Source organism: Cupriavidus sp. 09_S30 (assembly GCF_056930435.1).
On record NZ_JBXOWI010000001.1, the window covers coordinates 3,955,714 to 3,979,097 of the forward strand.

At 64.8% G+C, this 23,384-nt stretch carries 22 protein-coding genes and 1 pseudogene; 13 read left to right on the top strand and 10 right to left on the bottom strand.

Going from position 1 to position 23,384, the window contains the following annotated elements; all coding sequences use genetic code 11:
* Window positions 1-59: 59 nt before the first annotated feature.
* Both AC1Z3O_RS18485 and AC1Z3O_RS18490 read left to right on the top strand, forming a co-directional pair.
* Window positions 60-1,037 carry a Bug family tripartite tricarboxylate transporter substrate binding protein gene (locus tag AC1Z3O_RS18485; protein WP_483517146.1) on the top strand — a complete coding sequence of 326 codons (978 nt, stop codon included), beginning with the start codon at window positions 60-62 and terminating at the stop codon, window positions 1,035-1,037.
* A 9-nt stretch (window positions 1,038-1,046) separates the two neighbouring features.
* Window positions 1,047-2,246, top strand: coding sequence for an FAD-dependent monooxygenase (locus tag AC1Z3O_RS18490; protein WP_483517147.1), 1,200 nt, complete (start codon window positions 1,047-1,049; stop codon window positions 2,244-2,246).
* Window positions 2,247-2,344: 98 nt separating this feature from the next.
* Here AC1Z3O_RS18490 and AC1Z3O_RS18495 read toward each other — a convergent pair whose 3' ends face one another.
* Complete coding sequence (locus AC1Z3O_RS18495; RefSeq protein WP_483517148.1) at window positions 2,345-3,490, bottom strand: CaiB/BaiF CoA transferase family protein; 1,146 nt, start codon at window positions 3,488-3,490, stop codon at window positions 2,345-2,347.
* A 167-nt stretch (window positions 3,491-3,657) separates the two neighbouring features.
* Here AC1Z3O_RS18495 and AC1Z3O_RS18500 point away from each other — a divergent pair, with 167 nt between their 5' ends.
* Entirely contained in the window at window positions 3,658-4,569 is a 912-nt protein-coding gene (locus tag AC1Z3O_RS18500) for a LysR family transcriptional regulator (protein ID WP_483517149.1), read from the top strand.
* Window positions 4,570-4,598: 29 nt separating this feature from the next.
* On the opposite strand, the gene AC1Z3O_RS18505 is transcribed toward AC1Z3O_RS18500, so the two are convergent.
* From AC1Z3O_RS18505 to ftrA, 7 genes are all read right to left on the bottom strand, one after another.
* Complete coding sequence (locus tag AC1Z3O_RS18505) at window positions 4,599-5,564, bottom strand: Bug family tripartite tricarboxylate transporter substrate binding protein (RefSeq protein ID WP_483517150.1); 966 nt, start codon at window positions 5,562-5,564, stop codon at window positions 4,599-4,601.
* A gap of 95 nt (window positions 5,565-5,659) precedes the next feature.
* Window positions 5,660-6,646 (bottom strand): Bug family tripartite tricarboxylate transporter substrate binding protein, encoded by a 987-nt coding sequence (locus tag AC1Z3O_RS18510; RefSeq protein ID WP_483517151.1) that lies wholly within the window; start codon window positions 6,644-6,646, stop codon window positions 5,660-5,662.
* A 75-nt stretch (window positions 6,647-6,721) separates the two neighbouring features.
* Entirely contained in the window at window positions 6,722-7,507 is a 786-nt protein-coding gene (locus tag AC1Z3O_RS18515) for a crotonase/enoyl-CoA hydratase family protein (protein ID WP_483517152.1), read from the bottom strand.
* A gap of 1 nt (window position 7,508) precedes the next feature.
* Window positions 7,509-7,979 (bottom strand): hotdog family protein, encoded by a 471-nt coding sequence (locus AC1Z3O_RS18520; RefSeq protein ID WP_483517153.1) that lies wholly within the window; start codon window positions 7,977-7,979, stop codon window positions 7,509-7,511.
* Between the two features lie 53 nt (window positions 7,980-8,032).
* Entirely contained in the window at window positions 8,033-9,196 is a 1,164-nt protein-coding gene (locus AC1Z3O_RS18525) for an acyl-CoA dehydrogenase family protein (protein WP_483517154.1), read from the bottom strand.
* Window positions 9,197-9,219: 23 nt separating this feature from the next.
* A complete protein-coding gene (locus AC1Z3O_RS18530; RefSeq protein ID WP_483517155.1) occupies window positions 9,220-10,428 on the bottom strand; it encodes a CaiB/BaiF CoA transferase family protein in 1,209 nt (402 codons plus the stop codon).
* A 312-nt stretch (window positions 10,429-10,740) separates the two neighbouring features.
* Window positions 10,741-11,751 (bottom strand): transcriptional regulator FtrA, encoded by a 1,011-nt coding sequence (gene ftrA / locus AC1Z3O_RS18535; RefSeq protein WP_483517655.1) that lies wholly within the window; start codon window positions 11,749-11,751, stop codon window positions 10,741-10,743.
* Between the two features lie 253 nt (window positions 11,752-12,004).
* Here ftrA and AC1Z3O_RS18540 point away from each other — a divergent pair, with 253 nt between their 5' ends.
* The 9 genes and pseudogenes from AC1Z3O_RS18540 (at window position 12,005) to AC1Z3O_RS18580 (ending at window position 20,375) form a co-directional block, all read left to right on the top strand.
* Complete coding sequence (locus tag AC1Z3O_RS18540) at window positions 12,005-12,352, top strand: DUF3088 domain-containing protein (protein WP_483517156.1); 348 nt, start codon at window positions 12,005-12,007, stop codon at window positions 12,350-12,352.
* 188 nt (window positions 12,353-12,540) lie between these two features.
* Window positions 12,541-13,497, top strand: a complete 957-nt coding sequence (gene trxB, locus AC1Z3O_RS18545; protein ID WP_483517158.1) for a thioredoxin-disulfide reductase — start codon at window positions 12,541-12,543, stop codon at window positions 13,495-13,497.
* Complete coding sequence (locus AC1Z3O_RS18550; RefSeq protein WP_483517159.1) at window positions 13,463-14,875, top strand: pyridoxal phosphate-dependent aminotransferase; 1,413 nt, start codon at window positions 13,463-13,465, stop codon at window positions 14,873-14,875. The genes trxB and AC1Z3O_RS18550 overlap by 35 nt, the downstream gene beginning before the upstream one ends.
* 5 nt (window positions 14,876-14,880) lie before the next feature.
* Window positions 14,881-16,059 (top strand): annotated as a pseudogene (gene metC, locus AC1Z3O_RS18555) (cystathionine beta-lyase).
* Window positions 16,060-16,102: 43 nt separating this feature from the next.
* Window positions 16,103-16,903 (top strand): transporter substrate-binding domain-containing protein, encoded by an 801-nt coding sequence (locus AC1Z3O_RS18560; RefSeq protein WP_483517160.1) that lies wholly within the window; start codon window positions 16,103-16,105, stop codon window positions 16,901-16,903.
* Window positions 16,904-16,997: 94 nt separating this feature from the next.
* Window positions 16,998-17,657, top strand: coding sequence for an amino acid ABC transporter permease (locus tag AC1Z3O_RS18565; RefSeq protein WP_483517656.1), 660 nt, complete (start codon window positions 16,998-17,000; stop codon window positions 17,655-17,657).
* A 63-nt stretch (window positions 17,658-17,720) separates the two neighbouring features.
* Window positions 17,721-18,446: an amino acid ABC transporter ATP-binding protein gene (locus tag AC1Z3O_RS18570; RefSeq protein WP_483517161.1), complete on the top strand. Its 726-nt coding sequence runs from the start codon at window positions 17,721-17,723 to the stop codon at window positions 18,444-18,446.
* Window positions 18,447-18,550: 104 nt separating this feature from the next.
* Window positions 18,551-19,564, top strand: coding sequence for a D-cysteine desulfhydrase (locus AC1Z3O_RS18575; RefSeq protein ID WP_483517163.1), 1,014 nt, complete (start codon window positions 18,551-18,553; stop codon window positions 19,562-19,564).
* 475 nt (window positions 19,565-20,039) lie between these two features.
* Window positions 20,040-20,375 (top strand): hypothetical protein, encoded by a 336-nt coding sequence (locus AC1Z3O_RS18580; protein WP_483517165.1) that lies wholly within the window; start codon window positions 20,040-20,042, stop codon window positions 20,373-20,375.
* A gap of 38 nt (window positions 20,376-20,413) precedes the next feature.
* Here the strand turns inward: AC1Z3O_RS18580 and AC1Z3O_RS18585 are convergent, their stop codons facing one another.
* Complete coding sequence (locus tag AC1Z3O_RS18585; RefSeq protein ID WP_483517166.1) at window positions 20,414-21,619, bottom strand: YbfB/YjiJ family MFS transporter; 1,206 nt, start codon at window positions 21,617-21,619, stop codon at window positions 20,414-20,416.
* A 74-nt stretch (window positions 21,620-21,693) separates the two neighbouring features.
* Complete coding sequence (pcp, locus tag AC1Z3O_RS18590; protein WP_483517657.1) at window positions 21,694-22,341, bottom strand: pyroglutamyl-peptidase I; 648 nt, start codon at window positions 22,339-22,341, stop codon at window positions 21,694-21,696.
* A gap of 93 nt (window positions 22,342-22,434) precedes the next feature.
* On the opposite strand from pcp, the gene AC1Z3O_RS18595 reads away from it, so the two are divergent.
* The gene (locus AC1Z3O_RS18595; protein ID WP_483517167.1) at window positions 22,435-23,370 is read left to right on the top strand and encodes a LysR family transcriptional regulator; all 936 of its coding nucleotides are present in this window, start codon (window positions 22,435-22,437) and stop codon (window positions 23,368-23,370) included.
* Window positions 23,371-23,384: the final 14 nt, after the last annotated feature.

The following is a 23,384-nucleotide window of genomic DNA, read 5'->3' on the forward strand; positions in this document are numbered from 1 at the left end:
CTTTCGGTTCCAATCGTGGTGTCGGTAACCCGACCACCAAAGAAGTAGGAGACAACCGAATGTGCCCCCACCGAAGAAGCCTGCTTGGCGCGTGCCTGGCGGTTGCTGCAGCATTGCTGGCCCCCAGCGCCGCGCGTGCCGATGCATTTCCGTCCAAGCCCATCACGATCGTCGTGCCCTTTCCTCCCGGCGGACCCACGGACAACAGCGCACGGCTGCTGGCGAAGGTCATGGGTGACTCGCTGCACCAAGCTGTCATCATCGACAATCGCGCGGGCGCCGGTGGCACGATCGGCTCCGCCTACGTAGCTCGCGCCAAGCCCGACGGCTATACCTTGCTCTGGGGCGGAACAAGCAGCCTTGCCGTCGCCCCGGCACTGTTCCCGTCACTGCCCTACGAGCCGCTGAAGGCCTTCGTCCCGATCGGCCTGGCAGTGCGCAGCCCGATGATTCTCGTGGGCAAGTCATCCCTGGCCGCCACGGACCTGCACCAGTTGATCAACGCCGCAAAATCGGCGCCCATGACGTTCGGGTCGGCGGGCAACGGATCGATCGGACACCTGACGGGCGAACTGCTCAATGACTCGCTGGGCATCAAGCTCCTTCACGTCCCCTACAAGGGGGGCGCCCCTGCCCTGACGGACGTCCTCGGTGGACAAATCGATCTCATGCTCGATACCGCCCAGTACTTGGCGCCACAGGTGCAAGCCGGGAAAGTCCGCGCCTTTGCTGTCGCCAGCGACAAGCGCTTCCCATTGCTGCCCGGCGTTCCGACCTTCAGGGAGGCCACAGGCAAGTCATTCGAGGCGTACTCGTGGTTCGGACTGGTTGCGCCCGCAGGCATGTCACCGGCCATCGTCAGCCAGCTCGAAGCGGCGCTCGGTGCGGCGCTGCGCGACCCCGCCACCCTGAAGCAGCTATCCACCATTGGTCTGGAGCCAGTCAACGGCTCCTCCAGCCAGTTCGCAGCCACCATCAAGGCAGACCTGAAGCGGTGGACCGAAGTCGTCCACACCGCGGGCGTGAAACCTGAATAAGCAACCGCCATGAACAACTCGTCCAGGCACATCATCGTTTGCGGCGCCGGCCTCGGCGGACTCACCGCGGCGCTCGCGCTCTTGCGAAAGGGCTTTCGCGTAACCGTACTGGAGCAGGCACCGGCACTCGGCGAGGTCGGCGCAGGTCTCCAACTGAGCGCGAACGCCACCGGCGCACTCTATCGGCTCGGGGTGGGCGACGCGTTGCAAAGCGTCGCCTCCGTTCCCTCCGACAAGCAGATCCGGCTATGGAATACAGGTGAGGCCTGGAAGCTCTTCGATCTGGGCGGCGAGTCCCTGGAGCGATACGGCTACCCCTACTTCACCCTATACCGTGCAGACCTGCATCGCGTCCTCGTCGACGCCGTGGTGGCCTCGGCCCCGGATTCCATCCGGCTCAATGCGCGTTGCATCGCCATCGAGCAAGCGGACGATGGCGTCAAGGTCGGGCTTGCCGACGGCTCCTGGGTAAGCGGCGATGTGGTCATTGGCGCAGACGGGGTCCACTCCAGCGTCCGGGCGGCCTTGTTCAACGACGACAACCCGAAGTTCTCAGGATGCCTCGCATGGCGGGGAGTCATTCCCGCCCAAGACTTGCCGGAGCACCTGCGTGAGCCTGTCGGCAACAACTGGATCGGACCTGGCGCGCATGTCATCCACTATCCCCTGCGCCGGGGAGAGCTCGTCAATTTTGTCGGCATTGTCGAGCGAGATGACTGGCAGGTCGAATCGTGGACCGAGGCAGGCAAGACAGAGGAATGCTTGCGCGATTTTGCAGGCTGGCATGCCGACGTGCAGACAATGATCAAGGCCATCGAAACGCCATTCAAGTGGGCACTGATGGTCCGCGAGCCCATGACGTCGTGGACGGCGGGCAAGGCTGCCCTCCTCGGTGATGCGTGCCATCCGACACTGCCTTTCCTCGCGCAAGGCGCTGCGATGGCGATCGAAGACGGGTACATGGTGGCACGAGCGCTGGACTCCTACCAAGATCCCGAAGAAGCCCTGAGGCGATATGAAGCCGCTCGCCTGGCGCGCACCACTCGCATTGTCCGTGGGTCGGCCGAGAACGCAAAGCGGTTCCATAATCCGGCACTTGCCACTCGCGAAGGTGCCATGGCCTATATCGATGCGCAGTTCAGCGAACCGCTCGTCCGCGCCCGCTACGAATGGCTTTTCGAGTACGACGTTGACGCGGCACCGCTGTGACCCGGCGAGCGCAGACAGGCCAGCCCTGTTGAGCGCGTTGCCTCGCCGCGGAAGCGGGAATCATTCATTGCCGCATGCAGGATAGCCCGCCGGCAGGATCAACCAGCGAACACCCCCCGCGCCTTCCAGTCCTGAAGCGCCTGCGCATCGAGCCAGCCCGCGAGGGCCTGGTCGACTGTTTCCGGACTCCCGGCCTCGGGCGGGGTGGGCATGCCGGAACGGGTGCGGCTGAAGCGGGGTGCGGGCGCTGGCTGCACCACGCCGTCGACCTCGACGAAGCTTGCGCGCGCCTTCAGGTGCGGATGCTGCGGCGCTTCATCGAAGGACAGCACCGGTGCAAAGCAGACGTCGGTGCCCTCCAGTTCGGCACACCATTCGTCGCGCGTGCGGGCCAGGAAAGCGCGCGCCAGCGCCGCCTTCGCGCGCGACCAGGCAGCGCTGTCGTTCTGCGCGCCGAGTCCGGCTGCGTCGAGGCCGAGGCGCTGCAGCAGTTCGGCATAGAAGCGGGCCTCGATCGGGCCGATCGAGATATAGCCGCCGTCCTTGCAACGGTAGACGTCGTAGAAGGGTGCGCCCGAGTCCAGCACGTTGCTGCCGCGCTCGTGATGCCACAAGCCGCCCGCCGCGAGGCCGTAGAACGCGGTGCTCAGCGCAATCGCGCCATCGACGATGGCGGCGTCCACGACCTGGCCCTGGCCGCTGCCCCGTGCTTCGATGATGGCCGCCAGCATGCCGATGGTGAGGAAGGTGGCGCCGCCGCCGAAATCTCCCACCAGGGCCAAGGGCACGGTGGGCGGCTGGCCTGCGCGCCCGATGGCGTTGAGCGCGCCGGACAGCGCGATGTAGTTGATGTCGTGGCCCGCGGCCTGGGCCAGCGGCCCGGTCTGGCCCCAGCCGGTCATGCGGCCGTAGACCAGGCGGGGGTTGCGCGCCAGGCAGGCATCCGGCCCCAGGCCGAGCCGCTCGGTGACGCCGGGGCGGAAGCCTTCGATCAGCGCATCCGCCTGCGCGGCCAGCTCGAGGACAAGTTCGACCGCCGCCGGCGCCTTCAGGTCGAGCGCGATCGCCTTCCGGTTGCGCATGAGCAGGTTGTAGCGCAGCGGGCGCTTGACGCCGAGGTCGGCGGCCTCGGGGCGCTCGATGCGCAGCACGGTGGCGCCCATGTCGGCCAACAGCATGGCGGCCATCGGCCCGGGGCCGATGCCTGCCAGTTCGATGATGCGAATGCCCGCGAGCGGTCCCATGCGCCCTCCTCCCCTTGGTGTCCTTGTAGCTTTGCCGGCCCCGGCGGCGGCACGCTGCGTGCCGGGCTTGCGTGGCATAATCTTCGACCGCGGGCACGGCTGCGTCCAATACCGGATCGAGACTGCCCGATACGCTGAACGTATTGCCTCCCACTGCCCCCCGCACCATGGAGCTCCGTCAACTCAGGCAGGTCCTCGTCCTGGCCGAGACTCTCAATTTCCATCGCGCGGCCGAGCGCCTGCACATGGCGCAGCCGCCGCTGTCGACGTCGATCAAGAAGCTGGAGGAGGAACTCGGGGCGCAGCTCTTCGAGCGCCTGCCATCTGGACTGCGGCTGACCGCGGCCGGTGAGGCGGTGGTGCGCAACGCCCGCCGCGTGATGTTCTTCGCCGACGAAATCCGGCGCGCCGCGCGCGAAGGCGAGTCGGGCGAACAGGGGCTGCTGCAGGTGGGATTCGTCGGCTCGGCCAGCTACTCACTGATGCCGCAGATCGTGCGCCGCTTCCGCCGTAAGTACCCGCGCGTGGACCTCGTCATCGAAGAGTCCACCACGGTGGAACTGCTCAAGCGGGTGGAAAACCATACGCTTGACGTGGCGCTGGTGCGCTTTCCCGTGCTGGTTCCGACCGAGGCCGAGCTGACGCTGCTGCAGAAGGACGTGCTGATGCTGGCGGTAAGCGCGGATTCGCCCCTGGCTGGGCGCGGCCACGTCAACCTGCGCGAGGTGGCCGACCAGCCCTTCATCGTCTACTCGCGCACGCTGGTGCCGACCATGCACTCATTGACGATGTACACCTTCAACGAGGCCGGCATCCGTCCGCGCATCGCGCAGGAAGCGGTGCAGGTGCAGACGCTCCTGAGCCTGGTGGAGAGCGGCCTCGGCGTAGGGCTGGTGCCGGGGCAGGCGGCCCGCTACGCGGGCGAGGGCATCCGCCTGCTCACGCTGGACGACGCGCCCCCCGCGATCCATGTCGGCATTGCGCTGGCCGCGCTGCCGGAAGCCCTGCGGCCCGCGGCGCGCAACTTCATCGCACTGGCGCAGGAGACCGTGTCCGAGGCGGACGGCGGCGCCGGCTGAGGCCGCCGCCCGCGGCCCTGGCGCGAGCCTCACTCCACGGGGATGTGGGCCGTCTTCACGATCTGCCGCGTCGCCTCGATCTCCCGCACCTGGAAGTCGCGGAACTGCGCAGGCGTGCTGGTGAACACCGTACCACCGAGATTACCGATAAAGGCGGCCCCGTCGGGACTGTCGAGCAGCTTGCGCACCAGCGCGGATACCTTGTCGACGATGGGTGCGGGCGTATTGGCCGGGAAGAACACCCCGGTCCAGGCATAGGCCTCGAAGCCCGGGGTGCCGCTTTCGACAACCGTCGGCGTCTGTGGCAGGTCCTTCAGGCGTGCGCCGCTCGCCACCGCCAGGGCGCGCAGCTTGCCGCCATGCACCAGCGGCAACACGGCGCTGACCTCGGCGATGGTGTAGTCCACGCTGCCGCCCGCCGTGTCGTTGATGGCCGGCGAGGTGCCCTTGTACTGGATCGGGTTGGCCTGGATGCCGTTGCGGTCATGCAGGCGCTCGATCGCCACCTGGTAGGTGGGCGTGCCGCTCGCGTAGTTGAGCTTGCCGGGCGACTGCCGCGCCGCGCCCACCAGGTCCTGCAGCGTGTGGTACGGCGAGTTGGCCGGCACCACCAGCACCATGGGGAAGCGCGCGATGCTCGCCACCGGGGCGAAGTCCTTGATCGGGTCGTAAGGCAGCTTCTTGAACACGGCCGCATTGGTGACCATGGGCGAATTGCTGGCCACGAACATGGTGTAGCCATCGGGGGGCGCCTCCGCCACGGCGCGCGCCGCGATGAAGCTGTTGGCACCGGGGCGGTTCTCCACCACGAAGGGCTGGCCCAGCTCCTGCGCCAGGTACTTCGAGAGGAAGCGCGCGGTCGTGTCGGCGCCGCTGCCCGGCGGCAGCGACACGATCACCTTGACGGGGTGATCGGGGTAGGCCGCGCGCGCTGCCGGCGCGTAGGCGGCGGCACAGGCGCTAAGCGCGAGCAGGATGGGTTTCCATGGGGCCATCGATGTCTCCTTGTCGATGCTGCGATCGTTGTCGCAATCATTGTCGTGACGATTGTCACCTGGCTGGCGGCGGCCAGCACCGTTTGCGCCCGCCCCTACTCGGGCTGGACCCCGGCGGCCCGGGCGGCCTGCAACCAGCGCTGGATCTCCGTCTTGAGGTAGGCCGAGAACTGCTCCGGCGTGGAGCTGTGCAAGGCCACACCCTGCGCCGCGAACTGGCTGTCGAGGCCCGGGTCGCCTGTGGCCGCGGCAAGCGCCGCATGCCAGCGCGCCACCACGTCGCGCGGCGTGCCGGCTGGCAGCAGCACGCCGTGCCAGGTCGGCGCGACGAAGCCGGGCATCACGCTGCCATCCAGCGTCGGCACGCCGGGCAGCGCCGGCATGGTCTCCTTGCTGGTGAGCGCCAGGGCGCGCACCCGGCCGTCCTTGATGTAAGGCAGGGCGGAACTCACGGCATCGAGCATGAACTGGGTGCGCCCCCCGATCAGGTCGGTCATCGCGGGTGCCGTGCCCTTGTAGGGGACATGGGTCGCCTCGAGCTGGTTGGACTGCAGAAACAGGGCCACGGCGAGATGGGTGATATTGCCGACGCCGCCGGTGCCGTAGCTGAGCTGGTTGGGGCGCGCGCGCAGGTAGGCGATGAACTCCTGGACTGTCTTGACCGGCAACTGTGAGTTGGCCATCAGCACGGCCGGGATGGTGGCCGCCAATCCGACCGGCGCGAAGTCCTTGATAGGGTCGTACCCCAGCGTTTTGTACAGCGCCGGGCTGATGGCGAAGCCCGACGAATGATAGAGCGCGGTATAGCCGTCGGCCGGCGCGCGGGCGACGAACTCGCAGGCGATATTGCCACTCGCGCCTGTGCGGTTCTCCACCACGATCTGCTGGCCGAGCTGCTGCGACATCTTCGCCGCCAGCGCCCGCGCCACCACGTCCGTGGGCCCGCCGGCCGCGTAAGGCAGCACCATGCGGATCGGCTTGCCGGGCCAGCCCGCGGCCTGGCTGGCAAGTGCCCCCAGCGGGGACGCCAGCGCCCCCAGCGCGGGGATAGCCGCCAGTACGCGGCGTCGTTGCCTGTCCATGTTGTCTCCTTGTCTTGTTGTGTGTGCTCTGCTCTTGACGGGCGGCTACCGGCGCGTAGCGGATCTTGCCGGTGCCTAGCGCGCCAGCCGCTGCAAGGCGGCGGCCAGCGCCGACTGGTGCTCGCCGGTGTGGTGCGCCAGCGCCTGGCACGCGGCGGACAGCTCCAGCAGAGTATCGAGGCGCGTGTGCTGGCCTTCGCGGATCAAGCGCTTGGTCATGCGCAGCGCCGGCCCCGAATTCGCGGCGATGCGCCTGGCGAGATCCAGCGCCGCCGGCATCAGCTCGCCGGCCGGCACCACTTTCGACACCATGCCCCATTCGAGCGCCTGCCTGGCGTCGATCGGCTCACCCGTGAACGACATCTCGCACGCGCGCGACATGCCCACCACGCGCGGCAGCAGCCAGGCGCCACCGTCCCCGGGCGTCAGGCCCAGCTTGACGAAGCTCTCGGCGAATACCGCCCGCTCGCTGGCGATGCGCACATCGCACATACAGGCAAGGTCGTTGCCCGCGCCGTAGGCGGGGCCATTGACGGCGGCGATGGTCGGCACCTCCAGGTTGTAGAGCGCCAGCGGGATGCGCTGAATACCGTCGCGATAGGCGTGGCGGCTCTTCGCCGGCTCGCCCAGGCCCGCGCCGACGCTGTCGTGCAAGGTCTTGAGATTCCCGCCGGACGAGAACGCCGGTCCGGCGCCGGTCAGGACCACCACGCGCACCGACAGGTCGGCATTGATTTCCTCGCAGCAACTGACAAAGGCGCCGGCCACGTCGTCATCGGACAAGGCATTGCGCGTCTGCGGCCGGTCCATGGTGACGATGGCAATGCCGCCCTCGCGCTCGATCTTCAGGAAGCCGCCCATCTCATGCCTCTCCCGCCGCGCGCATGCGCATCATGCGCAGCGGGGTATAGGTCAAGGTCGCCTGGCCATCCTGGTTGACCACGCGGTTGCGCGTGCGCACCAAGCCGCGGCCCGGCTTCGAGGTGACGCGGTGCTCGATCACCTCGCACTCGACGTGGATGGTGTCGCCGACGAAGGTCGGCGCGCCGATATCCAGCTCGGCGTGCAGGAAGGCCATGCCCGTCCCCTGCATCGATGGCGCCACCAGTCCCTCGGCACAGGCATAGACGAGCGCGCCGGGCACCACGCGCCCCTGGATCGCCATCGCCTCGCGCTCGTGCAGGTTGGTGAACAGTTCTTCGTTGAGCCAGCTCAGGTTCACGAAGTGGACGAGATCGGCCTCCGTGATCGTGCGCCCGCGCGAGCGGAAGCGCGCGCCCGGCGCCAGGTCCTCGAAGTAGAAGCCGCCGCCAAGCAGCCGTTCCTCTTGCATCGTCGTTTCCTCGGTCGGTTGGAATGATCCTGCTGCAGCAGTGCCTGCGGCGCTCAGTACGACTTCGGCAGGCCCAGCACCTTCTCGGCGATGAAGCACAGGATCAGGTGTGGGCTGATCGGCGCGATGCGCGGGATGTACGATTCGCGCAGGTAGCGCTCGACGTGATACTCCTTGGCGTAGCCATAGCCGCCGTGCGTCATCACCGCGGTGTGGCACGCCTTGCCGCACGCCTGCGCGGCGAGATACTTGGCAGCGTTCGATTGCGCGCCGCATGGCTCGCCCCGGTCGAACAGCTCCGCGGCGTTGAGCATGACGAGGTTGGCCGCCTCCAACTCCATCCAGCACTCGGCCAGCGGATGCTGGATGCCCTGGTTCATGCCGATCTGGCGGTCGAATACCACGCGTTCCTTGGCATAGTGCGTGGCGCGCGCCAGCGCGGCGCGCCCCAGGCCGACGGCTTCGGCCGCCACCAGGATGCGCTCGGCGTTCATGCCGTGCAGGATGTAGTGAAAGCCCTTGCCTTCCTCGCCGATACGGTCGTCCAGCGGCACGCGCAGGTTGTCGATGAACATCTGGTTGGTGTCGACCGCCTTGCGTCCCATCTTGTCGATCTCGCGCGTCTCGACATGGCGGCGGTCGATGTCGGTGTAGAACAGCGACAACCCCTCCGTCTTCTTGTCCGCCGCTTCCAGCGGCGCGGTACGGGCCAGGATCAGCATCTTCTCGACGGTGCTGGCGGTCGAGATAAAGGTCTTGGCACCATTGAGGACGTAGTGGTCGCCCTGGCGCTCGGCACGCGTCTTGAGCCGCGTGGTATTGAGGCCGGTGTCGGGTTCGGTGACGGCGAAGCAGGCCCGTTCGCGGCCGGCGACCAGCGGCGGCAGCATGCGCTGTTTCTGTGCCGGCGTGCCGAACGCGACCACCGGGTTCAGGCCGAAGATGTTCATATGGATGGCCGAGGCGCCGCTCATGCCGGCGCCGGACTCCGCCACGGCCTGCATCATCACCGCGGCCTCGGTGATGCCGAGGCCGGAGCCGCCATAGGCCTCCGGGATGGCGATGCCGAGCCATCCGGCCTCGGCGAGCGCCTGGTGGAAGTCGGCCGGAAAGCCACCGGTGCGGTCCCGCTCCAGCCAGTAGCCGGCGTCGAAGCGTTCACAGAGCTTCAGGATGGCATCGCGGATTTCCTGCAATGCCGGGGTCAAGTGGAACATGCGGGGGTCTCCTCTTGGATATATCAGGCCCGCGGGTCAAGCGCGGTGACGCCGCCGGCCGCGAGCGCCGCGATGCTCGCCGCGTCGTAGCCGGCCTCGCGCAACACCTCGGCACTGTGCTCGCCAAGGCGCGGCGCATGCCGCGCCAGTTCCGGTGGCGTGCGCGACCAGGTCGAGGCGACGGCCATCTGCCGCAGCTTGCCCTCGCTGGGATGCTCAGCCTGCTGGAAGAAGCCGACCGCGTTCAGGTGGGGATCCTCAAGCAGCGACTCCAGGGTGTTCATGGGCATGACGGGGATGTCGGCATCCTCCAGCAGTGCCAGCCACTCGCGCGTGGTACGCGTACGCATCACCTCGTCCACCATCCGGTAAAGCTCGCGGATGTTCTCGGTGCGCTTGCCGATGGTGGCGAAGCGGGGGTCCGAGTCCATCAGGCCAGGCTGGCCGATCATGGCGAAGAAGGTGCGCCACTGCTTGTCGTTGTAGACCAGCACGCAGATGTGGCCGTCGCGCGTGCGGTACGGCTTGCGGTACTCGTTGAGCAGGCGTGCGTATCCCGGTGGCGAAAGGGGCGGCTCGAAGCTGGCGCCCATCATGTGGTCGCCCAGCACGAAGGCCGCCATGGTCTCGAACATCGGGATATCGATGCGCTGCCCCTCGCCGCTGCGTTCGCGGTGGAACAGCGCGGCCGACACGGCATTGGCGGCGCTCATGCCGACGATGCGGTCCGCCATCGCCAGCGGCGCATAGCGCGGCGCCTCCGCGCCTGCCTGCAGCGTCAGCATCGGAATAGCGGCAGCGCCCTGGATCAGGTCGTCGTAGGCCGGCTTGGCGGCGTAGGGACCGGACTGGCCGTAGCCGTAGACGCCGGCATAGATGATGCGGGGATTGACCGCTGCCACGGCCTCGTAGCCCAGCCCCAGCCGCGCCATCGCCTGCGGGCGGACGTTGTAGATCAGCACGTCCGCCGTCTCGGCCAGCTTCAGCAGTGCGGTCCGGCCGTCCGGGTGCTTGAGGTCCAGCACCACGCTGCGCTTGTTGCGGTTGCAGTGCAGGAAGATGCCGGACATCCCCTCGTGGCGCGCCGGGCCGATCGTACGCACGTTGTCGCCGGCCGGCGCTTCCACCTTGATCACGTCGGCGCCGAGGTCGGCCAGGATCTGGGTGGCGTAGGGGCCCATCAGCACCGTGGTGATGTCCACGATGCGCACGCCGGCAAGCGGTCCGCTCATGCGATTGCTCCTCGATTGGATGAGGGCAATGCTACGGATCGACCGCGGGCTCGGATAATACTTTGTTGGTGTCGGCCGATATGTGCGGCGTATCGGCGCCGCGCCCCTTGACCGCGACGGGCGCGAAGTGGTCTGCGCCACAGTTATTGACGTGTACTACAAGCCATATCCGCAACAGAGAGGTGCCACTGTCTCTAATAGAGCGTGTCCTGGTAGCAGCCCTTCTCAAAGCCGAACCTTCGAATCGCCTATGGTGCCGCATTGTTGCCCACCAAACGCAGCTACCGAAGCTGGCGTATCACCTGAGCGGAATCAGCGCCCCTCTGATGCGCTGAAGCGCCGCCTGTAATCGCCAGGACTGGTCCCAAGCCGGGCGCGGAAATGATTTCGCAGCGTGGCCGCAACGCCGAACCCGACTTGCACCGCGATCTCATCCACGGACAACTCCGTCTCTTCAAGCAATGCCCTGGCCCGGCCCATGCGCTCCTTCAGCAGCCACTCCCCAGGCGGCATCCCCATCGTACTGACAAAGTGCCGCTGAAAGGTTCTGGCACTCATTGCCGTTTGCCTTGCCATTCTGACGATCGACCAGTCTTCGTCCAATGTTGCGCGCACTGCGTCCACCAGTGGCGCCAGCGAAGAGCCACTGCGCTTTGAGACCGGCTCGTCGATATATTGGGCCTGCCCGCCTTCGCGGTGCGGGGGCATGACCAGCCGGCGTGCGACCTGATTGGCCGCGCGCGGGCCCAGGTCCCGGCGAATCAGGTGGAGGCATAGGTCGATACCGGCCGCGCTGCCGGCAGAAGTGAGGACATCACCGGCATCGACATAGAGCACGTCCGCTTCCACTTGCACCTCCGGATAGCGCGCCGCGAGTGCTGCTGCGTGACGCCAGTGCGTGGTGGCACGCTTGCCGTCGAGCAAGCCCGCCGCGGCCAGGACAAAGGCGCCCGTGCAGATCGACATGACTCTTGCCCCGCGCTTGTTCGCCTTTCTCAAGGCCTGGCAAAGTCCGGGCGGGACCTCCGCTTCAACATCACGCCACCCCGGGATGATGATGGTCTTGGCCTTGGCCAGAAGCTCGAGCCCGCCGTCTGCCTGTATCTGGATCCCCCCCGAACCACGCAAGCGTCCCGGCTCCGCGGCACAGATCGTGAAGCGATACCAGGTGTCACCCATTTCCGGCCTTGGCAGGCCAAACACCTCAACGGCGCAGCCGTACTCAAAGAGGCTCAGGCCGTCATACACGACAACGGCAACCAGTCCCGCCTGGACGGACGATGATGATTTCGGCTTTGGCACGATACGGACGCAAGTGTTCATTGATGCCACGGACCACCAGATTCTGCACCATCTGCTGCGCACGCCGCAAGCCTCGAACATGTCTGTCTTGATTGCAGGAGCCGCGTTTTCCGCCATGCCTCTCAAGTTGGCATGATCCTTACGCAAATTGGCGTTCGTGCCACTAGTGCGTTCCATCTGCTCTGCCTATTCTGTGGTCGTGGTTCACGGTCCGGCAAAGGACTGGCATCCACCAACAATTTCAATCCATAGAAACAACCCAGAGAGACAGAAAGTGAAAGACAAACTATTCATCCTTCGCCCCGGCTTCTTTTCCGGCTCGGAAGGTCCGTACTATTGCGGCGACGCCGTTGCCATTGAAGGCCTGCTCGGCTTCTTTCCGCAGTTGCGCAACGAAGTCGATGTCGAATACATCGATGCGCCGCGCCCCCGCATGGCCATCGTCGAACTGATCGGCGAAGCGAACCAGTCCGCCCCCGTGCTGGTGCTCGCCGCCGGGCGCGTGCCGGTCGACGGCGGCGTAGAGACCCGCGTCGAGGGCCAGACCCGCTTCATCGACTCGCCCGACCAAATCCGTCGATACCTGTCGTCGCAGTACGGCGTGGCGCATCCCGCCTCCTGACCGCAGACCGACCCTGCTGACGCTTGAAGAGGCCCTCCATGCACAGCGGCCACGCCCTCGCAGCATCGCCTGCAGCGGCTCTGGCGGTGCCCATGCGTGGCGGGCCTCAGCTTCGAACCTCTTCGAACCTGTCCGGCCATCGCTTCAGGCAAGCGCCTGAAGTCTCCTGAACAAGCTACGGATTTCCCATGTCTTCGCCCAAGCATGCCAAGGTGCTGATTCTCGGTTCCGGCCCTGCCGGCTACACCGCCGCCGTCTATGCCGCACGTGCCAACCTGTCGCCGGTGCTCGTCACGGGCCTCGCGCAGGGCGGCCAGCTGATGACCACGACCGATGTCGAAAACTGGCCGGCCGATGCCAGCGGCGTGCAGGGCCCCGAGCTGATGCAACGCTTTCTCGACCACGCCGAACGCTTCAACACCGAGATCGTGTTCGACCACATCCACACGGCGAAGCTCGACGAAAGGCCGATCCGCCTGGTCGGCGAATCCGGCGAGTACACCTGCGACTCTCTGATCATCGCGACGGGCGCATCGGCACAGTATCTCGGCCTGCCGTCCGAGGAGGCCTTCATGGGCCGCGGCGTGTCCGCCTGCGCGACCTGCGACGGCTTCTTCTACCAGCAGCAGCACGTTGCCGTGATAGGCGGCGGCAATACGGCGGTCGAAGAAGCGCTGTACCTGGCGGGCATCGCGAAGAAGGTCACGGTGATCCACCGCCGCGAAAAATTCCGCGCCGAGCCGATCCTGGTCGACCGTCTGCTCGAAAAGGAGAAGCAAGGCGTCGTCGAGATCAGGTGGAACCACGTGCTCGACGAAGTGACCGGCGACGAAGACGGCGTGACCGGACTGCGCATCAGGCATACGCAGTCCGGCGAGACCTCCAGCGTCGCGCTGCAAGGCGTCTTCGTCGCCATCGGCCACAAGCCGAACACCGATCTCTTCAAGGGCCAGCTCGAAATGAAGAACGGCTACATCCTCACCAATGGCGGCCTCGCGGGCAACGCCACTGGCACGAGCGTGCCGGGCGTGTTCGCGGCGGGCGACGTGCAGGACCACATCTACCGGCAGGCGATCACGAGCGCCGGCACAGGCTGCATGGCCGCGCTCGATGCGCAGCGATATCTGGAAAGCATGCCGGCCTGATTTTTCCTTATGCGCGGCTTATGCGCGGCACGTGATGGCCTGCGTGCCTTGCGTGCCGCTTGAACATGGTGACGAACAGGCTCCTGCCTCCCTCCCCTGCGACAAGAACATGACATCACTTGCGTCTTCCCTGCTACGCCCGGTCCCCTATATGGGCGTCATCCACGTCGTCCACGAAGCCGTCAAGCTCGGCTTTCGGAACGGTCATCCCGACTGGTGCAACCTTGGCCAGGGGCAGCCTGAAATCGGGCCCATGGCCGGTGCGCCCGAACGGCTGGCTTCGCTGCAGTTCGATGTGGCCGATTGCGCCTACGGACCGGTCGGCGGCATCGATGCGCTGCGTCAGGCGGTCGCGGACGATTACAACCGCCGCTATCGTCGCGGCAAGGCTTCGCAATACACGAAGGACAATGTCGCAATCGCGGCCGGCGGGCGCCTTGCGCTGTCGCGCCTGCTCGCCACCCTGGGCGAGATTCGCCTGGGCCACGTCGTGCCCGATTACACGGCTTACGAAGACCTCATCGCTTACCACCGCCATCGCTTCACCCCGGTCACGCTGCCGGTGGGGCCCGAAGACGGCTTTGCCATCCCGGCGCACGCACTCGAAGAAGTGATCGTCAAGGAAAGACTGGGCGCCTTGCTGTGGAGCAATCCCAACAACCCTACGGGTGCCGTGGTGCGTGGTGACGCGTTGGCACAGTATGTGGCGGCGGCGCGCAACACGGGTTGCTGGATGCTGCTCGACGAGTTCTATTCGCACTTCGTGTTCGAAGATGGGCACGCCCCTGCGGACAGCCCGGTGTCGGCCGCCGAGTTCGTCGAGGATGTGGAGACGGACCCGGTCGTCATCGTCGACGGCCTGACGAAGAACCATCGTTACCCCGGTCTTCGCCTCGGCTGGGTGGTGGGGCCGACCGACGTGATCGACATGATCAGCCGTGCGGCGAGCGCCATCGACGGCGGCCCGCCGACGATCGTGCAACGGCTTGCCGTACAGGCGCTGCAGCACGACCGCGCGGATCAGGAGACGTCCGCCCTGCGGGAAATCTTCGCCAACAAGCGCCGCATCATGCTCGAGGCGCTGACCGACATGGGCGTCGAGGTCCCCTGCCCTGGCAACGGCACGTTTTATCTGTGGGGCCGGGTGCATCGGCTGCCTGCGCCGCTGAACACCGCGGACGCCTTCTTCGCCGAAGGCCTCAAGCGCAAGGTCATGACCGTGCCCGGCAAGTTCTTCGACGTCAATCCGGGCGGCCAGCGCGCGACCGAATACATCGATGCAAGCTGGGTGCGCTTCTCGTTCGGTCCGCCCGAGGCCAACCTCCGCATGGGGCTCGAGCGCCTGGGCGAAATGGTCGACAGCGCGAAGCGAGGGTGATGCGAATGTCCCCCGATACCTTCCTCTCGCACGGCATCATCGATCCGGACGATTTCGGCGGCGTGGTCAATCCGCCGGTCTTCCACGCGTCGACCGTGACGTTCCGCAATCTCGACGACATGGAAGCGCGCGGGCGCGCGATGTCGGGCGCCGACACGGATGTCATGTGGTACGGCCGCAAAGGCACGCCGACCACCTTCGCCTTGCAGAATGCCCTGGCGCAGCTCGAAGGCGGGCACCGTTCTCTGCTGCTGTCGTCCGGGCTGGCCGCGTGCACGAGCGCGATCATGGCCTTCGTCAAGGCCGGTGATCACATCCTGGTCAGCAACAGCGTCTATGGTCCGACGCGCCACTACATCGAGACGGTACTGGCCCGCTGCAATGTGTCAGCGACCTTCTACGACCCCGCGCTTGGGTCCGACATCGCGGCCTTGTTCCGTCCGACCACGACCCTCGTGTTCGCCGAATCGCCGGGTTCGCAAACGTTCGAAGTGCAGGACATTCCCGCCATTGCGAAAGTCGCACACCGGCATGGCGCGGTCGTCGTCATCGACAACACCTGGGCCACGCCGCTGTTCTTCAAGCCTTTCGAGCACGGCGTGGATGTCTCCGTCCATGCCGGCACGAAATACATCGTCGGGCACTCGGACGCCTTGATGGGTGTGATCACGACCAACCGTGAGTCGTGGAAGACGGTGCGCGACTACGTCTTCGCCACCGGCCAGCACGCAGGCCCGGACGACGTCTATCTCGCGCAGCGCGGCTTGCGGACGATGGCCGTGCGCCTTGAGCGGCATCAGCGCAGCGGACTGGCCGTGGCCGAATGGCTGGCGAGCCGGCCGGAGGTGGCGCAGGTCCTGCACCCCGGGCTGCCCGGTGCCCCGGGCCATGCCATCTGGCGCCGGGATTTCAAGGGGGCTTCGGGACTGTTCAGCGTCGTGCTCCAGCCCGGCTATGGCCGTGAAGCATTCCGCGCCTTCATCGACGACCTGAAGCTGTTCCGCCTGGGCTTTTCCTGAGGCGGATTCGAGAGCCTGGTGATGCCGTTCGATCCAAAGCAAGAGCGCCCCGCATCCGCCTGGCCGTATGCCGGCCAGGCATTCCGACTGCACGTCGGCCTTGAGGCCAAGGAGGATCTGATCGCCGATCTGGAAACAGCGTTCCGCCGACTTGCCGGGCAATAGCGTTGCCCTTCAGAAGTACCTATACCCACAATGGAGACAAGGCATGAAACCCCTGAAATTGCTGCTGCAAAGCGCGATGGCTGCGACCATCCTGAGCTTCATCGCGCCTGCCGTGCATGCTGAAGATCTGCTGGATACCGTCAAGGCCAGCGGTGTCCTGAAAGTCGGCCTGGAGGGCACTTACCCGCCGTTCGGCTTTCGCAATGGCGAAGGCCAGCTCGACGGCTTTGACGTGGCCGTTGCCAAGGCCGTGGCCGACAAGATGGGCGTCAAGGTGCAGTTCATCACCACCGAGTGGAGTGGCATCATTGCCGGCCTGCAAGCCGGCAAGTTCGACGTCATCGTCAACCAGGTGAGCATGACGCCGGCGCGCCGCCAGGCCCTGGATTTCACCCAGCCATACGTCTATTCCGCGGTCCAGGTGCTTCAGCGCAGCGATGACAAGCGCGAATTCAAGTCGCTGGAGGAACTGAAGGGGAAATCCGTCGGCGTCACGCTGGGCAGCAACTATGCCGAGCTGGCGAAATCGGTGCCGGGTATCCAGGTACAGACCTATCCGGGGCCGCCGGAAAACCTGCGCGACCTCGCGGCCGGCCGCATCGATGCCGCCCTCAACGACCGCCTGATACTGCCGTACCTGATCAAGCATGCCAACCTGCCGCTGCGTAACGGCGCGCTGCTCGCCGGCACGAAGCTTGAGATGGGCATTCCGTTCCGCAAGGGCAATCCCAAGTTCGCCAAAGCCATCGACGATGCGCTGAACGCGCTGCAGCAGGATGGCACCTTGCGCAAGCTGTCCATCCAGTGGCTCGGTACCGACGCCAGCCAACCCATCGCGCAATAGGCGCAATAAGCGCTATAAGCGCTGCCAGGCCGGCTCGTCCATCGCCACAAGCGTGGGCCTCGCCGGCCATGCAGCCACTGCTACGGATCGACTCATGGAAGCTCTTGACCTTGTCATTCATTCATCGCCGGTACTCCTGCACGGAGCGGTGATCACCGTGAAATTTGCATTGGCATCGATGGTGTTCGGCCTGCTGGTCGGGATCGTGGTCGCCATCATGGGCATCAGCGCCAGCCCAATCCTCGGCGGCATTGCCCGCGCCTATGTCAGCGTCATGCGCGGCACGCCGCTGCTGGTGCAGATGTTCGTTGTCTACTATGGCCTGCCGGACCTCGGCATCTCCCTTGACCCCACCACCGCCGGCATTCTTACCCTCACGGCCAATGCCGGCGCCTACCTTTCGGAAAGCATGCGCGGTGCCATTCTCGGTATCGGCAAGGGGCAATGGAGCGCAGCGCACAGCCTCGGGCTGAGCCATCTGCAGACGCTGCGCTACATCGTCTGCCCGCAGGCCTTGCGGCTCGCCGTGCCAAGCCTCGGCAATACGCTGATCAGCCTGATCAAGGATACCTCGCTGGTCTCCGTCATCACCGTCACCGAGTTGCTCAGGTCGTCCCAGGAAATCATCGCGTCGACTTTCCAGCCGCTTCCCTTGTATCTGTCGGTAGCGGCGATTTACTGGGTGCTCAGCACCGGCTTGTCATGGGTGCAGCGTCGCGTCGAGGCACGCCTGACGCTGCCCATGACGCGCTGATGCAAGGGGCCGGATAACGGGCCGAACCCCAGAACATAACAATGGCAAGCAGGAGACAAAACGATGATTGCCCTCGAAAGCGTATCCAAGTGGTATGGTCAGTTCAAGGTGCTCGATACGTGCAGCACACGCGTAGACAAAGGCGAGGTCGTGGTGATTTGCGGCCCCTCCGGGTCGGGCAAATCCACGCTGATCAAGACGGTCAACGGCCTCGAGCCGTTCCAGCAGGGGCAGATCAGCGTGGACGGGGTGATGGTCGGCGACCCGAAGATCAAGCTCGCCCAGTTGCGCGCGCGGGTTGGCATGGTGTTCCAGCATTTCGAGCTGTTCCCGCACCTTTCCATTCTCGACAACTTGTCGCTGGCGCAGGTCAAGGTATTGAAACGCCGCAAAGAGGAGGCGCATGAGAAGGGCCTGCGGCTGCTCGAGAGAGTCGGCCTGAAAGCGCATGCGCAGAAATACCCCGGGCAGCTTTCCGGCGGGCAGCAACAGCGCGTTGCGATCGCGCGCGCGCTGTCGATGGACCCGATCGCCATGCTGTTCGACGAACCGACCTCGGCACTCGATCCCGAGATGATCAATGAGGTGCTGGACGTCATGGTCGAACTGGCGCGCGAGGGCATGACGATGATCTGCGTCACCCATGAAATGGGGTTCGCGAAGAAGGTCGCCAACCGCGTGATTTTCATGGATGGCGGCGCCATCGTCGAAGACACCGGCAAGGAAGCCTTCTTCGGCGCTCCGAAGTCGGCACGCGCGAAGGAGTTCCTCGCCAAGATCCTGCACTGAATCACGCCAGCTTGCATGAAGGCGGGTGGAGGCCGGGGGCGATGAACGTCCCTGCTGACAGTGCCCGCCTCCCCTCCCCGTTTTTGGTCCCCCAGAGTCCAATCATGAAGATCTCAGATCGCCTCGCCTCTTTCTCGCGCCTCGACCTGGTCGGCGCGGTCACGCCCCTGCAGAAACTCGATCGCCTGTCCCGGAAGCTCGGGCGCGATATCTACATCAAGCGGGATGACACCACGCCGCTCGCGTTTGGCGGCAACAAGCTGCGCAAGCTTGAGTTCCTGGCGGCCGACGCCATGCGCCAGGGCGCCGACACACTGGTGACGGCCGGCGCCATCCAGTCGAATCACGTCAGGCAGACAGCCGCGCTGGCGGCCCGGCTCGGATTGCGCTGCCACGCCTTGCTGGAAAACCCGACCGGCACCACGGACGGCGATTACCTGCACAGCGGCAACCGCCTGCTGCTCGATCTGTTCGACGCACAGGCCGAACCGGTTGCCAGTCTCGACAACGCCGACGCACAGTTGCAGGCCCTGGCAGAACGGCTGCGTGGCGACGGGCGCAAGCCTTACGTCATTCCGATCGGCGGATCCAACCCACTGGGGGCATTGGGCTATGTACGTGCCGGCCTGGAACTGGCGCAGCAGGCTAAAGCAATGGGCCTTGCATGCTCGGCGGTCGTGCTGGCGTCCGGTAGTGCCGGCACCCATGGCGGGCTTGCGTTGGCGCTCGCGCACGCGATGCCGGATACAGCGGTCGTCGGCGTTACCGTTTCGCGCAGCGTCGCCGCGCAAATGCCAAAGGTGGCAGGATTGATCGAAGGTACCGCCGGGCTGCTCGATGTCGAGGTGCCGTCAGGACTGAGGATCGAGTTGTGGGACGAGTACTTCGCACCTCGCTATGGCGAACCCAACGAGGCCGGGCTGGCGGCCATCCGCTTGCTGGCCGGTACCGAAGGTGTGTTGCTCGATCCCGTGTACACAGGAAAGGCGATGGCCGGATTGCTCGACGGTATCGCACGCGAACGTTTTCCCGGCGATGGCCCCGTGGTATTCCTGCATACCGGCGGTGCGCCTGCGTTGTTTGCGTATCGTGGTGCAATCGATGGGGCTATCGGCTGACTTGCGGCGCCACACCCGCTCCCGACAGTTTCACCCATGCGGGCCATGCCGCTTCGGCGCGGACCGATTGCGACGTTGACGATGGCCTGCCCTCTCCCATCGGGGGAAAGGGCGCCCCGGCGATGCCATCGACGAACAGCTACGGCAGCGGCTCGTAACGCTGTAGCTGTCGCCGATGCTCCGTGTGCCGCTGGTCGGCCGGTAGTTCACTTGGGGGTGTTGCAAGTGAAACAGAGTGTGTCAGACGTGCTGTTGCTTGCACGTGCGAGGGGCCGGCACTACTGATGGATCACCCCAAGAAATTCGCCTCCATTCAGCCGTCTGGCACATCCTGACTAGACTAGAAATGCGTCTATCGCGTGCTTGAGCACCGCCATGACGGAAGACAGCGTCACTGGAAGTCGATTGAAGCAGGCGAAGGACGATGGCGCGGACAGTACTCCGCTCCCTGCAGCCTGAACTACAAGGGGACAGCATGTTACAAGCCAGTGAAATCCAGAAGCGTTTTAGTCATCTGCAGCATACCGTTAGCGAGGCATCAAAGGCCGTCCACGCCGAGTCGGCAATTCCAAAGGACGTGATGAACTGTCTGGATGAGCTCGACAAGGAATGCAAGTCGGCGAAGAAGGTCATGTCGTCCCGGAACGAGGGACGAATTCGGCAATGCGTCGATGATCTCGAACAGATGGGTGACCGCGCGGAGCGCGTCTGCCAGGAGTCCGACGGCCTCAACAACAGGGTCAAGGATGCGGTCAGTTCAATGCATCTTGAACTTGCTGACCTGAAGCGTGACATGCACGGAGTTGCCTGACCGTCGATCTAAGTCAGCGCGTGTCCGCTGCCGCGTGCTTATGCGCCATGATTGCGCCGCGCGATAGCGCTCCGCGTCACTGTCAAGCGCCTCTCCTGCCGTGTCGCGCGACACATTGCAAAACAAATGATTGCGCCGGTTATCAGGGCACCGGATGCCACCGCCAGCGAGAGACTAAAGCTACCGGTGCGTGCAACCAGTGCTGACGCCAGTGGCGGGCCTGCAATCTGCCCCAGTGCATAAGCGGCCGTCATCACGCTGATCAACTCCGATGAGCGCGTGCGGGACAAACGTCTCGCCTCTCGCATGGCAAACGCGATCAATGCGGTGAAGGGCAGGCCGACGAGCATGCTGCTGAGCGCAAAGCCGATGGGCGTCGGCCAGATAGCCGCCAGGCAGACACCAATTGCCTGGACAATGTACAAGACCAGCATCGCTCGCCAGTTATCCTGGTGCACGTCTATGCATGTGACCAGCGCAGCGCCGATCGTGACGCTGATTCCAAAGGCTGGCCAGAACATATCGAGCCAGAAGCTTCCTGGCATGGCTTGCCGTGCGATGACTGGCAGGAAAGTCGCCGTGATGATGTAGCCAAAGCCGGCCAGGCCGTAGGCCAGTGTTAGCGCGATTGTGGCTGGTGTAAAGGCCGGCATTGCCGGCGATGCCCAAAGCCGTGCAGATGGCAGCGGACGCTGCGATGCAGAATCGGGCGCAGAATTGAACACCCGCCATACCGCCCCCAGCATTGCAATTCCCAACAGCCCGAATGCGCCCCAGCCCTGCTTCGCGCTCCAGTGCATCCCAGCAATCGCAAACACGGTAACACCGGTCAACACGATGCCGATGCCTGTCCCGCAGAACATCATGCCACCTAGCGCTGGGCGCCCACGTTCCTCGAGCTGCTGCATGCACCATGCGGTTGCATGGATCATGACCAGTGCGCTGGCGGCGCCTGCCAACGTGCGACAGATCATCCAGGTCACCAAGCCGCCGGGCAATGTCATGGCGAATGTCAGCAGCACTGTGAGCATCAGCGCATTGCGTGCAGTACGGGCGGAATCTGTGCGGCAAAACAGGCCGAACACCGAGCCAATCAGATAACCAACATAGTTCAGCATCGCCAGTAGCCCACCCTCGGCGAGCGTCACTGTACCGTCGCTCAGCATCATCGGCAGCAAGGGGGTGAAGGCGAAGCGGCCAATCCCCAGCGCCACCGCCAAAGAGATCAGCCCTGCGATCGCCACGGCCCATGGGTCCTTCTCGCAATTCACCATCTTTTCAATTCGATCGATTCGAGAGGATTACTCAGCAGGACGCATCAGTGCGTGGTACCGCCCACGACCTTGACATCCTCTGTGACGGCGAGGGAAGTGCCAATCATGATTTCGATGGCTTCTATCAGCGTGCTGACGTCGAGACTTGGTGCACCTGGATGGCGAGCTGCCATTTGCGGCAGGTATGGCACGTGAATGAAGCCGCCACGCAGCGAAGAGCGCTCCGTCGCAATGAAATGAAGCAAGGCGTAGAAGATGGCATTGCAGTTGTAAGTCCCCGCCGTCTGGGAGACGGAAGCCGGAATGCCCGCTTCGCGCAGCCGCTTTACGATTGCCTTGATCGGGAGTGCCGCGAAGTAGGCCGCTGGACCGCCTTCGATCACAGCTTCGTCCACTGGCTGGCTCCCGGCATTGTCCGGAATTCGCGCATCGACGACGTTGATGGCCACACGCTCGACGGACACATCGCAACGTCCGCCGGCCTGGCCGAGGCACAGCACCAGGATGGGATCCACTTCGGCGATGCCTTCGATAAGCGCTTGCCGTACTTCGGCAATCACGCAGGGAAGTTGTCGCGCCACCACACGTACTCCGCTGATGATGCGCCCGTGGACGGCGCGAGCCGCTTCCCAAGACGGATTCAACACCTCGCCATCAAATGGCTCGATGCCGGTTACGAGTACGGTTTTCATTGGGCGCAGTCCAAGTAGTTGGTTGGAAGGCCCATCGTAAAGATTTCGATGGAATTCTTGAAATGGATATTTGATATCCATTAAATTCACGATATGAATCTCTCTCGCGTCGATCTCAACCTTCTCGTGGCCTTTGAGGCGCTGTATCAAACGCGCAATGTCACGCTGGCCGGCAAGCGGCTGAACCGGGCACAGCCGTCGGTAAGCAACGCGCTGACACGGTTGCGGGCGCTATTTGGGGACGATCTGTTTGTGCGCACCAATGCGGGTATGGAGCCCACGGAACTTGCTCACGCCCTGATGCCCGCGATATCGCTCGCGCTGGACCATATCCGCCAAGCCATGGGCCATTCGCTGGCATTTGACCCAGCGGCGCCCGCAGGACGGCGCTTCACCATTGCGGCCAGTGACTATGCCGATATTGTCCTGCTTCCGCATGTCATCGGTCGACTCCGGCGATTGGCGCCCGGCATTGATCTGCGAATCATGGCTCTGGATCGGGCGTCCATCCATGAGCAACTCGATCATGGCGCGGTCGATGTAGCGATTGGCGGGCACCTCTCCACACCGAAGCGAATGGTGCGGACAACGCTCTATGAGGAAGATTTTGTATGTATCGCGAGCCGTGGCCATCCCTTGCTTGGTGGAAGGCGTCGCCCTCGGAGCATGGACCTCGCGACTTACTTGCGGCTGCCGCACGCGCTTTTTGTGCCAAGCGATGATGGCTCGCGGCGAGGTATTGTCGACGGGAAGCTTGACAGTCTGGGGGAGCAGCGGCGCGTCGCGGCTACGTTCTCTCACATCGTCGCGTTGCCGCTTGCTGTGGCGCACAGCGATCTGGTGGCAACGATTGCGAGACGGGTTGCGCATCGCCTGACATCCGCCAACGTGCAGATCTATGAGGTACCGGACGAACTCAGCGATATGGCGTTTGATATCGACTTGATTTACAGCCGAAGAACCCAGGCCGACACAGCCGCGGCCTGGCTCAGAAGCGAGATTCAGTCCGCTATAGCCGAAATGCAATGACTGAAGCTGAACTT